The organism is Enterobacteriaceae endosymbiont of Donacia semicuprea, from assembly GCF_012570535.1.
In the GTDB taxonomy this organism is placed as follows: domain Bacteria; phylum Pseudomonadota; class Gammaproteobacteria; order Enterobacterales; family Enterobacteriaceae.
In genome coordinates, this window is the sequence record NZ_CP046210.1 from 311897 (window position 1) to 324948 (window position 13052).

5 protein-coding genes, 2 tRNA genes and 1 pseudogene are annotated in these 13052 nt (G+C 25.4%); all 8 read right to left on the reverse strand.

Annotated elements, in window-relative coordinates:
• Positions 1 to 25: 25 nt before the first annotated feature.
• The gene (nusA, locus tag GJT91_RS01545) at positions 26 to 1522 is read right to left on the reverse strand and encodes a transcription termination factor NusA (RefSeq protein ID WP_168868495.1); all 1497 of its coding nucleotides are present in this window, start codon (positions 1520 to 1522) and stop codon (positions 26 to 28) included.
• A 286-nt stretch (positions 1523 to 1808) separates the two neighbouring features.
• Positions 1809 to 1885, reverse strand: a tRNA-Met gene (locus tag GJT91_RS01550).
• Positions 1886 to 1941: 56 nt separating this feature from the next.
• Positions 1942 to 2033 (reverse strand) — tRNA-Leu (locus GJT91_RS01555).
• A gap of 10 nt (positions 2034 to 2043) precedes the next feature.
• Positions 2044 to 2319: a preprotein translocase subunit SecG gene (gene secG / locus GJT91_RS01560; protein WP_168868496.1), complete on the reverse strand. Its 276-nt coding sequence runs from the start codon at positions 2317 to 2319 to the stop codon at positions 2044 to 2046.
• 289 nt (positions 2320 to 2608) lie between these two features.
• Positions 2609 to 4411: pseudogene (ftsH, locus tag GJT91_RS01565) on the reverse strand (ATP-dependent zinc metalloprotease FtsH); the annotation flags it as partial.
• 51 nt (positions 4412 to 4462) lie between these two features.
• Positions 4463 to 5095 (reverse strand): RlmE family RNA methyltransferase, encoded by a 633-nt coding sequence (locus GJT91_RS01570; protein ID WP_168868497.1) that lies wholly within the window; start codon positions 5093 to 5095, stop codon positions 4463 to 4465.
• Positions 5096 to 5250: 155 nt separating this feature from the next.
• Entirely contained in the window at positions 5251 to 9462 is a 4212-nt protein-coding gene (gene rpoC, locus GJT91_RS01575; RefSeq protein ID WP_168868498.1) for a DNA-directed RNA polymerase subunit beta', read from the reverse strand.
• Between the two features lie 58 nt (positions 9463 to 9520).
• Positions 9521 to 13052: DNA-directed RNA polymerase subunit beta (gene rpoB, locus GJT91_RS01580; RefSeq protein WP_246212847.1), on the reverse strand; the 3532-nt coding region annotated here is incomplete at its 5' end.

Here is a 13052-nt window from a genome sequence, read left to right on the forward strand (position 1 = left end):
TCTACTCCTCTATTTTAATAATTAATTACGTATTATTTTTTTTATTAAACCAACAAATATTTCGTGCAGACATAATCATTTTTCCAGCTTCTAACTCATTTAAACTATCTATATCAGATAGATCTTCAATGCTTTGCTCTGCTAAATTTTCAATAGTTAAAATTCCTTTATTTACTAATAATTTAGATAATTTTTTATCCATTCCTTTTAATTGCAATAAATTATTTTTAGATTTTTCATGATTATCTTTTATTAAAGATAAATTATTGTTAACATTTTTAGCTAATTTTTTAAGTTTTTTTAAATCATTAATTTTTAAATTAAAATTATTAGTTATTTTATATAATTTATTTATTGGAATTAATATTAATTCTTCAAAAGAAGATATTTTTCCATCTTCAACTATTATTTTTGATAATTTATATTCAATATTTAAATATTTTATAAACATTTCTATAATATTATTTTTTTCTTTCTTATATTTATGACATAAATTATTTTTTGTCATAATATTTAATTCCCAACCACTTAATTGTGATGCTAAACGAATATTTTGTCCATTTCTACCAATAGCTTGAGCTAAATTATCTTCCTTAACTATTATATCTATAATGTGTTTTTTTTTCTTTAAGACAATTGATGATATCTCAGCAGGAGACATAGCGTTAATAATAAATTTTTCAGGATCAGAATCCCATAGTATAATATCAATACGTTCTCCATTTAATTCATTAGAAATTGCTTGTACTCTAGCACCTCTCATACCTACACAAGCACCTACAGGATCAATTCTTTTATCATTTGTTTTTACAGCAATTTTAGCCCTAAATCCTGGATCTCTTACAACACCTTTAATTTCGATTAATCCTTCTGCTATTTCGGGAACTTCAATATGAAATAATTCAACTAACATCTGTATTTTAGATCTACTTAAAAATAATTGTGTTTCTTTTACATTTTCTTTAATGTAAAAAAGTAAACCTCTTATTCTATCTCCTAATCTAAAATTTTCTCTTGGTAACATATCAGAACGTAAAATAATGGCATTAATACTATGTCCTAAATCTAAATTTAGATGTTTTCTATTTACTTTTTTAACTATTGCACTTAATATTTTTCCTTCTTTTTTTTTAAATTTAGCAATAGTAACAGCTTTTTCTGCTTCTCTTACTTTATGTACTATGACTTGTTTAGCAGCTTGCGTAGTAATACGATCAAAATTAATAGATTTAATTTGATCATAAATATAATCACCTAATTTTAAATTATTATTTTCAATACGCGCTGCTTCTAAAGTAATTTCTTTAGTAGGATAATTAACTTTTTTAACAATTAACCATTTTCTAAAAGTATTAAAATTTCCATTTTTACGATCAATATTTACAAATACTTCTATATCTTGTTCATATTTTTTTTTTGTAGCACTTGCTAAAGCACTTTCCATCGCTTCAAATATTTTTTCACGAGGTAAAGATTTTTCATTTGCAACTGCTTCAATGACAGCTAATATTTCTTTATTCATCCTAGTTATCCTTAAATATTAAATTATTAAATTAGAAAACTAGATTATATTCAAAGATTATTACTTATATTAGCAATATGAATGTACTTTTTTAATAAAAATAATAATTATTGAAATAATATTTTTATTATCTATAAAATAATTATTTATATAGATTAATTTCATTAATTTAAAAAAAATTCGATAATAAGTAAATATATATATAAAATAATTTTATATATTAATTATATACCTATGCTAAAAAAAGACATTACTTACTTAAGGAATTAATATAAAATATGATATTTGGTTGCGGGAGTTGGATTTGAACCAACGACCTTCGGGTTATGAGCCCGACGAGCTACCAAACTGCTCCACCCCGCGTCTATAGTGAATATATATATAATATGCTAAAAATATAAATAATGCAATATTAATTTTGGTACCGAAGACGGGATTTGAACCCGTAAACCCAAAATAATAGGGCACTACCACCTCAAGGTAGCGTGTTTACCAATTTCACCACCTCGGTAAAAAAATTATTACTTATTATATTTTACTATATTAAATTGTTGTGTGGTATATTTTTTATACTTTTTTACGTTAATATTATTTAATATTAAACTAATAATAAAAAATAAAGACGTTAATGTAATAATTAACCTAGTTAATATTTTATTTGATATATTTGTATTAAAAGGTGATTTTATACTATTTGATGATGAATTAATATCTATTTCATTATTATCTTGAAACATAATAACACTAATTAAAATAATTGTAATCAAAATAAATAAAATCAATAATAACTTATACATAAATTATTAACAAATAACATTCCAATCAAATATTAATTATTATTATTATATAATAATAAATATTAATTACAATATAAATTTATGTTTTATATAAAAAATATTTTTTATTTTTTTAAATCTTTAATTAAAAAATATTAATTTTGTAAAAAGTATATTTATTAAAAATTTTTATTTTTACCATATAATATTTAATATTAAAGTATTTACAATATTTTATTTTATTATTTATCTTTATTTTTATAAAATATTATTTATTTATATATAATAAAAATTATTATTATTTTTATTCAGGTGGTCTTACTTTTTTTCTAGCCATTAAATCATTAATTTGTATTATACCTATTGTTTCATATTTAATGAGAGTATTTTTCATAGCATGTAAAATATCAATATTATCACTTAAAATTTTAAAAGCTCTATTATAATTTTCTTGTATTAAAAATTTGACTTCCTGATCGATTATTTTAGCTGTTTCATCAGACATATGTTTAGCTTTAGCAACTGATCTACCTAAAAAAATTTCACCTTCTTCTTCTGCATACAATAAAGGACCTAATTTTTTAGAAAAACCCCATTGAGTTACCATATTTTTTGCAATATTCGTTGCGACCTTAATATCATTAGAGGAACCTGTTGATACATATTTTTCACCATAGATAATTTCTTCAGCTATTCTACCACCATATAATGTAGATATTTTACTTTCTAACTTTTGACGACTAATACTAATTATATCAATTTCAGGTAAAAAAAATGTCACTCCTAATGCTCTTCCTCTAGGAATAATTGTAACTTTATGTACTGGATCATGATCCGGAACTAATCTTCCAATAATTGCATGACCTGCTTCATGATAAGCGGTAGCTTCTTTTTGTTCTTCAGTCATTACTAAAGAACGTCTTTCTGCACCCATCATAATTTTATCTTTTGCTTGTTCTAATTCTAACATAGAAACAAAATTATAATTTTGACGAGCTGCTAATAAAGCCGCTTCATTGATTAAATTTGCTAAGTCAGCTCCTGAAAAACCTGGTGTTCCTCTTGCTAAAATTTTTAGATTAACTTCTTTAGATATAGGTATGTTTTTTATATGTATTTTTAATACTTGCTCTCTTCCTCTTATATCTGGTAAACCAACAATTACTTGACGATCAAAACGACCTGGTCTTAAAAGAGCTGGATCTAACACATCAGGACGATTAGTGGCTGCTATAACAATAATACTTTCATTATTATTAAAACCATCCATTTCAACTAACATTTGATTTAAAGTTTGTTCCCTTTCATCATGTCCTCCACCTAATCCCGCACCTCTCTGTCTTCCTACGGCATCTATTTCATCAATAAAAATAATACATGGAGATGATTTTTTAGCTCTACTAAACATATCTCTTACTCTGGAAGCCCCCACTCCTACAAACATTTCAACAAAATCAGAACCTGAAATAGTAAAAAATGGTACTTTTGATTCTCCTGCGATAGCTTTAGCTAATAAAGTTTTTCCAGTTCCTGGAGGACCTACCATTAAAATTCCTTTAGGGATTTTACCTCCTAATTTTTGAAATTTTGCTGGTTCTTTTAAGTAATCAACTAGTTCTTTAACTTCTTCTTTTGCTTCATCACATCCAGCTACATCATTAAATGTAATTTTTATTTGATCTGTTGTTAACATTTTAGCTTTACTTTTTCCAAAAGATAATGCTCCTTTACCACTACCTTGTAGTTGACGCATAAAAAAAATCCAAACTCCAATTAATAGTAACATTGGAAACCAGGAAATAAAAATAGATAATAACATACTAGGGGATTCAAGAGGTTCTCCTAATACTTTAATATTTTTTGAAAGTAACATTTCAAGTAAATGTGAATCATGCATTGGTAAATAAGTGGTATAATTACTATTATCTTTTCTAACAACACGAATTCTTTTTCCATTAATACTTGTTTTAATTATTTTATCTTGTTTTATTTCGGATAAAAAAGTTGAATATTCAATTTTATTTTTTTTATTTGATTCATTTGGATTTAAACTCTGGAAAACAGATATTAATATGACTGTAATTGCTAACCAGAGAATTAGATTTTTTGCCATATCATTCAAAAGAATAACCCCTTGTAACTTTGTTAGTATATTTATTTTATATTAATTTTTATATTTTTTTGCAACAATATAAATTTCACATGATTGAGATCTTGAAGCATTAGGTTTACTAATTTTAGTTGTTTTAAATACAGAACTAATCTTATTATAATATTTAGTTAATCCTTTACCTTGAAAAGTTTTTATCAAAAAACTCCCATTATATTCTAATAGAGAATAGCATAATTTTAATGCTATTTCATTTAAATGAATAATACGTGGTATATCTATTTCTTTTATTCCTGAAATATTAGGAGACATATCAGACATTATTATTTGAACTTTTGTTTTATTTAGTATTCTTAGTATTTTATTTAATATAATAGAATTACATATATTTCCTTGATAAAAATAAACTTTTTGAATAGGATTCATTGGTAATATATCACAAGCTATAATTTTTCCCTTTTTACCAATTTTTGATGCAGCAAAACTAGACCATCCACCAGGTGAAGATCCTAAATCAATTATTGTTATATTATTTCGAAATATCTTATGTTTTTTTTCTATTTCTTCTAATTTAAACCATGACCTAGATCTAAATTTATTAATGTTTCTTTTTGCTTTTCTTATATAAGAATCTTTAAAATAATTTTTTAACCATTTTTTAGATTTTTTATTTTTTTTAAAATTCATAAAAATTATTTTTTATAAAATACTTAATAAATTTTAAATAACGATAAATATAATTTTTTAAAGTTATATACTAAATAATAACAAAAAATTTTAAACATTACAATTTATAACAGAATTAAACAATCTAAAAAATTATTTCTTTTAAAAAGAATTTTTTAATTAGCATTTAATAATTCAGTTAAATTAGCAGCAGCGGAATCTGCTGAAGAAATATTATTTGTTTTTTTGTTTAATTTTAATTTTTTTTTCTTAATTTGATTTTGATGATACGAGTATCCAGTTCCAGCCGGAATTAATCTTCCTACAATAACATTTTCTTTTAATCCTTTTAATTTGTCACATTTTCCAGATACTGATGATTCAGTTAAAACTCTTGTTGTTTCTTGAAAAGAAGCAGCAGAAATAAAGGATGAAGTTGCTAAAGATGCTTTAGTAATACCCAATAAATCGTGATTATATAATGCTATATTTTTTCCTTTTTCTTGTAATTTTTTATTTGCAATTTTTATTTTTGATACTTCTACTTGTTCTCCTTCTAAAAAATTAGAGTCTCCCATTTTAATTATGGTAGCTTTACGTAACATTTGACGTATAATAACTTCTATATGTTTATCATTAATTTTTACTCCTTGAAGTCTATAAACATCTTGTACTTCATTAATTATATAATTAGTAACCGCGTTAATTCCTCTTAATCTTAAAATATCATGTGGAGATTCTGGACCATCTGAAATTATATCTCCTTTATTAATTAATTCTCCTTCAAGTATATTAAGTTGTCTCCATTTTGGAATCATTTCTTCGTATGGTTTAATATCAGAATTAACAGGAGTAATTATTATTCGTCTTTTTCCTTTTGTTTCCTTACCAAAAGAAATAATACCACTAATTTCTGCTAAAATAGCAGAATCTTTTGGTTTTCTAGCTTCAAATAAATCAGCTACTCTTGGAAGTCCTCCAGTAATATCTTTAGTTCCGCCTGATTCTTGAGGTACTTTTGCTAAAACATCTCCTGTATTTATATTAATACCATCTTTTAAGTGAACTATTGATTTATTAGGTAAAAAATAATGTGCAGGCATATCTGTACCTGGAATTATTATATCTTCATCATTATTATTTATTATTTTAATCATAGGCCTAAAATCTTTTCCTATAGAAGTTCTTTCAAAAGTATCTAAAACAACAATAGATGTTAAGCCAGTTAAATCATCAGTTTGTTTTATAATTGTTTGTCCTTCTAACATATCAACAAATTTTATTTTACCGCTTACTTCACTAATAATAGGCATACTATGAGGATCCCAATATGAAACTATTTCTCCTGCAACAATATCTGATCCATTTTTTTTTGTTATAATAGCACCATATGGTATTTTATAACTTTCTATAATTTTATTTAAATTATTTATAATTTTTAATTCAGAATTTCTAGATATTACTACTAATTTATTAGTAGAGTTTATAACTGATTTTACATTTATTAATTTTATAGTTCCATTATCTTTAACTTGAATACTCGATTCTGTAGCAGAACGAGAAGCAGCACCTCCAACATGAAAGGTTCTCATTGTTAATTGTGTTCCAGGTTCCCCTATTGATTGTGCTGCAATAACTCCTATAGCTTCCCCTATATTTATAAGATGGCCTCTAGCTAAATCACGACCATAACAATATGCACAAACTCCAAAATTATTTTCACAACTAACAACAGATCTTACTTTAATATCATCAATTGCATATTGTTCTAATATATCACAGTATTTTTCATTTAATAATGTATTTCTATGAATTAGAATTTTTTTCCTATTTGGATAAAAAATATCTTCTGAAACTACTCTTCCTAATACTCTCTCTCTTAGAGATTCTTTTATATCTCCTCCAGTAATAATAGAAGAAATTTTTATACCATCTAAAGTTAAACAATCATTTTTAGTTATTACTAAATCTTGAGCTACATCTACTAGTCTACGAGTAAGATAACCAGAATTTGCTGTTTTTAAAGCAGTATCTGCTAATCCTTTACGAGCTCCATGAGTTGAAATAAAATACTGTAAAACATTTAATCCTTCTCTAAAATTAGCAATAATTGGAGTTTCAATAATAGAACCATCTGGTTTTGCCATTAAACCTCTCATTCCAGCTAATTGTCTAATTTGCGCTGCAGAACCTCTAGCACCAGAATCTGCCATCATAAAAATATTATTAAAAGAACTTTGTTTTGTTATAAAACCCTCTTTATTTATTACTTTTTCTATGGATAAATTTTTCATCATAGCTTTTGCTACTTTTTCATTAGCAGCTGCCCAAATATCAATAACTTTATTATATTTTTCTCCTGAAGTAACAAGACCTGATTGGAATTGTTCTTGAATTTCAGTAACCTCAGATTCTGCTTCAGAAATAATTTCTGTTTTATTATCAGGAATTACAATATCATCTATTCCTACGGAAGAACCAGATTTAGCAGCATAATAAAAACCAGTATACATAATTTGATCAGCAAAAATAACTGTAGATTTTAATCCTAAAATTCGATAACATATATTTAAAATTTGTGAAATATCTTTTTTACCTAAAGTTTTATTTATCATATTATATGATATACCTTTAGGTACGCAATTCCAAAAAATAGCTCTACCAATAGTGGTGTTATAAATATTACTATTTTTTATCCATGTATTTTTAATTAAATTTTTTTTATATTCTTTAATTTTTACTTTAACACGAGCATGTAAATCAGCTTTTCCAAGAATATAAACACGTTCTGCTTCTTTAGGGCCTGTTAATATCATTCCTTCTCCATATGCATTAATTTTATCTTTAGTCATATAATATATACCTAATACTACATCTTGTGATGGAACAATAATCGGTTCACCGTTTGCAGGAGATAAAATATTATTAGTAGACATCATTAAAATTCTTGCTTCTAATTGTGCTTCTAATGTTAAAGGAATATGAACAGCCATTTGATCTCCATCAAAATCTGCATTATATGCTGCACATACTAAAGGATGTAATTGTATCGCTTTACCTTCAATCAAAATAGGTTCAAAAGCTTGAATTCCTAATCGATGTAAAGTTGGAGCTCTATTTAATAAAATAGGATGTTCTTTGATTACTTCATCTAAGATATCCCATACTATTGGTTCTTCTTTTTCTACCATTTTTTTTGCAGCTTTAATAGTATTTGCAAATCCTTTTATTTCTAATTTTCCATATATAAATGGTTTAAATAATTCTAATGCCATTTTTTTAGGTAATCCACATTGATGTAATCGTAAATACGGACCTACTGTAATAACAGATCTACCTGAATAATCAACTCTTTTACCTAATAAATTTTGTCTAAATCGTCCTTGTTTACCTTTAATCATATCAGCTAATGATTTTAGAGGTCGTTTATTAGCACCAGTAATTGATTTTCCTCTTCTTCCGTTATCTAATAATGCATCAACTGCTTCTTGTAACATACGTTTTTCATTTTTTATTATAATACCAGGAGCTGATAATTCTAATAAACGTTTTAATCTATTATTACGATTAATAACTCTACGATATAAATCATTTAAATCAGATGTTGCAAATCTTCCTCCATCTAAAGGTACTAGAGGTCTCAAATCTGGAGGTAATACAGGTAATACTGTCATAATCATCCATTCTGGTTTATTACCTGAATTTATGAAAGATTCTAATAATTTTATTCTTTTAGAGATTTTTTTTCTTTTAGTTTCAGAATTAATATTATTTAATTCATCACGTAATATTTTACATTCTTGTTTTAAATTAATATTTTTTAATAAATATTGTATTGCTTCTGCACCCATTTTAGCTTCGAATTCGTTACCAAATTCTTCTAATGAATCTAAATATTGTTCTTCAGATAAAATTTGTTTTTTATTTAATGAAGACATACCTTCTTCAATTACTACATATGATTCAAAATATAGTACTCTTTCTATATCTTTTAAAGGCATATTTAATAATAAACCTATTCTAGAAGGTAATGATTTTAAAAACCATATATGTGCAATTGGAGATGCTAATTCAATATGACCCATCCGATCTCTTCTTACTTTAGTTTGTGTAACTTCTACTCCACATTTTTCACAAACAACACCTCTATGTTTTAGACGTTTATATTTACCACATAAACATTCATAATCCTTAATAGGGCCAAAAATACGAGCACAAAACAAACCATCTCTTTCTGGTTTAAAAGTACGATAGTTAATTGTTTCAGGTTTTTTTACTTCTCCAAAAGACCAAGATTTTATCATATCAGAAGAAGCTAAAGAAAGTTTTATTGTATCAAATTCTTCTATTTTATTTTGTGATTTTAAAAAATTAAATAAATCTTCCACAAATTTATTACCTCAATCATATTATGAGCAGATAAGAAATTTTTATATTTTTTAATTATTATTTATTTTCTAAACTAATATTTATACCTAATGAACGTATTTCTTTTAATAAAACATTAAAAGATTCTGGAATACCAGCATTCATTTGATGGTTTCCAGCAACAATATTTTTATACATTTTTGTTCGTCCATTTACATCATCAGATTTAATTGTTAACATTTCTTGTAAAGTATATGCTGCTCCATATGCCTCTAATGCCCAAACTTCCATTTCACCAAATCTTTGTCCTCCAAATTGAGCTTTTCCTCCTAAAGGTTGTTGTGTTACTAAACTATAGGAACCTGTAGATCTAGCATGCATTTTATCATCTACTAAATGATTTAATTTTAACATATACATATATCCAACAGTAACAGGTTTTTCGAAAGGCTCTCCTGTGCGTCCATCATATAATTTAATTTGTCCAGAAATTGGTAAATTTGATAATTTTAATAATTCTTTAATCTCATTTTCTTTAGCACCATCAAATACTGGTGTGGCTATAGGCATTCCTTTTTTTAAATTTTTTGCTAATATCATGATTTCATCATTACTAAAATTATTTAAATTTATATTTTGATCAATATTATTACCAATATCATATGCCTTTTGAAGGAAAATACGTATTTTTTCTATATTTTTTTTTTTTAATAAAAACTTAATTTTATTTCCTATTTCTTTAGCTGCCATACCTAAATGAGTTTCTAAAATTTGTCCTATATTCATTCTAGATGGGACACCTAAAGGATTTAATACAATATCAACAGGAATCCCATTATCATCATAAGGCATATCTTCTATAGGACAAATTTTAGAAATAACTCCTTTATTTCCATGTCTTCCTGCCATTTTATCTCCTGTTTGTATTTGTCTTTTTACTGCTAAATTTATTTTAATAATTTTTAAAATACCAGGAGCTAAATCATTACCTTGTGTGATTTTTTTTTTTTGTAATTTTATTTTTTTTTCAAATATATTTTTTATTTCTTTATATTTTTTAATATAATTATTTATTTTTTTTTGTTTTATTTTGTCTTTTAAAGAAATGGAGCTACAATAATTAATATCAAAAGTTTTGATATTATCTTTTATTAAAAAATTATTATTTAATAAAAAATTTTTTATATTAAAAATAATATTTTTTTCAAAAATTTTTTGTTCAGCAAGTAAATCTTGTTTTATTTGATTAAATTGCATTTCTTCAATTTCTAAAGTTCTTTTATCTTTTTTTACTCCATCTCTTGTGAAAATCTGAACATCAATAACTGTACCTAAGGTTCCATTAGGAACACGTAAAGAAGTATCTTTTACATCAGAAGCTTTTTCTCCAAAAATAGCACGTAATAATTTTTCTTCTGGTGATAATTGTGTTTCTCCTTTTGGAGTAACTTTACCTACAAGAATATCTCCACTTTTGACTTCAGCACCAATATATACAATTCCACATTCATCTAATTTAGATAAAGAAGACTCACTAACATTTGGTATATCAGATGTAATTTCTTCTTGACCTAATTTTGTATCACGAGATATACAAGATAATTCTTGTATGTGTATAGTAGTAAATTTATCTTTTTGGACAATTTTTTCTGATAATAAAATTGAATCTTCAAAATTATAACCATTCCATGGCATAAAAGCTACTCTCATATTTTGTCCTAATGCTAATTCTCCTAAATCTGTAGCGGGCCCATCTGCTAAAACATCACCTTTATAAACTAATTCATTTAAATGAACACATGGAATTTGATTTATACATGTATTTTGATTAGATCTTATATATTTTTCTAAATGATATATATCTATATTATTTTTATTATTAATGTTATCATTTACTTTTACAATAATTTTTGAAGAATCTACATATTGTATAATGCCAGAATTTTTAGCAATAATGGTAACACCAGAATCAATTGCTACAATTCTTTCCATACCAGTTCCTACTAATGGTTTTTCAGATTTTAAAGTAGGAACTGCTTGTCTTTGCATATTAGCACCCATTAAAGCTCTATTAGCATCATCATGTTCTAAAAAAGGAATTAATGAAGCACCTACGGAAACAATTTGTTGTGTAGAAACATCCATATAATGAATTTGGTTTTTGTTAAATAAACCAGATTCACCTTTATAACGACATGTAATAAATTCATCTATTATATATCCATTTTTATCAAGATCTGTATTAGCTTGTGCAATAATAAAATTTCCTTCTTCTATCGAAGATAAATAATTAATTTTATTAGTAACTAATCCATTTTTTACAAATCTATACGGTGTTTCTAAAAAACCATATTCATTTGTTCGAGCATAAACTGATAATGAATTTATTAAACCTATATTAGGACCTTCTGGGGTCTCAATTGGACATACTCGTCCATAGTGAGTAGGATGAACATCTCTAACTTCAAACCCAGCTCTTTCTCTAGTTAATCCTCCTGGTCCTAAAGCAGAAATACGTCGTTTATGCGTAATTTCAGATAATGGATTATTTTGATCCATAAATTGTGATAATTGGCTGGAACAAAAAAATTCTTTTATAGCTGCAGAAATTGGTTTAGCGTTAATCATATCTTGAGGTGTTAAAGTTTCTAAATCTCCTAAAGATAATCTTTCTTTTACGGCCCTTTCCACGCGAATTAGACCTATACGAAATTGATTTTCTGCCATTTCACCAATAGAACGTATTCTTCTGTTACCTAAATGATCAATATCATCAATATTTCCTTTTCCATTACGGATATTAATTAATTTTTTAATTACATCAATAATATCTTTTTTATCAAGTGTACCAGGACCATTAATATATTTACGTAATAATGAACGATTAAATTTCATTCTACCAACTGGAGATAAATCATAACGGTCTTCTACAAAAAATAATCTTTTAAATAAAATTTCCGCTGCTTCTTTTGTAGGTGGCTCACCTGGACGCATCATTCTATAAATTTCTACTAAAGCTTCCAAGCGATTAGTAGTAGTATCTAATTTTAGAGTTTCTGAAATATATGCACCATGATCTAAATCATTAGTAAAAATTGTTTCAATAAATTCATTATTTTTAAAAATTTTTTTAATTATATCCTTTGATAAAGGAGAGTTAGCAGAGATAATTACTTCTCCAGTAGAAGTATCTATATAATCTTTATTGACTATTTTACCTACCATATATTCTATAGGAATATTAATATATTTTATATTATCTTTTTTAAAAGAATTAATATGACGTATAGTAATTCTTTTACCTTTTTTAACATAACAAATATTATTATATTTAATATCAAAAAATGCTGTTTCCCCTCTTAATCTATCTGGAACTAATATCATTGAGATTTTGTGATTTTTCATATAAAAAATATTTTTTTCAAAAAAAATATCTAATATCTCTTCTATATCATAACCTAAAGCACGTAAAATAATTGTAATTGGTAATTTTCTTCTTCTATCTATACGTACAAAAATATTATCTTTAGGATCAAATTCAAAATCTAACCAAGAACCCCTATAAGGTATAATTCGAGCATTATATAATATTTTTCCTGATGAATGTGTT

What these genes read in the sequence shown, in the direction of transcription:
- nusA (WP_168868495.1), bottom strand. Translation starts at nt 1,522, where the DNA reads ATGAATAAAGAAATATTAGCTGTCATTGAAGCAGTTGCAAATGAAAAA.
- secG (WP_168868496.1), bottom strand. Translation starts at nt 2,319, where the DNA reads ATGTATAAGTTATTATTGATTTTATTTATTTTGATTACAATTATTTTA.
- GJT91_RS01570 (WP_168868497.1), bottom strand. Translation starts at nt 5,095, where the DNA reads ATGAATTTTAAAAAAAATAAAAAATCTAAAAAATGGTTAAAAAATTAT.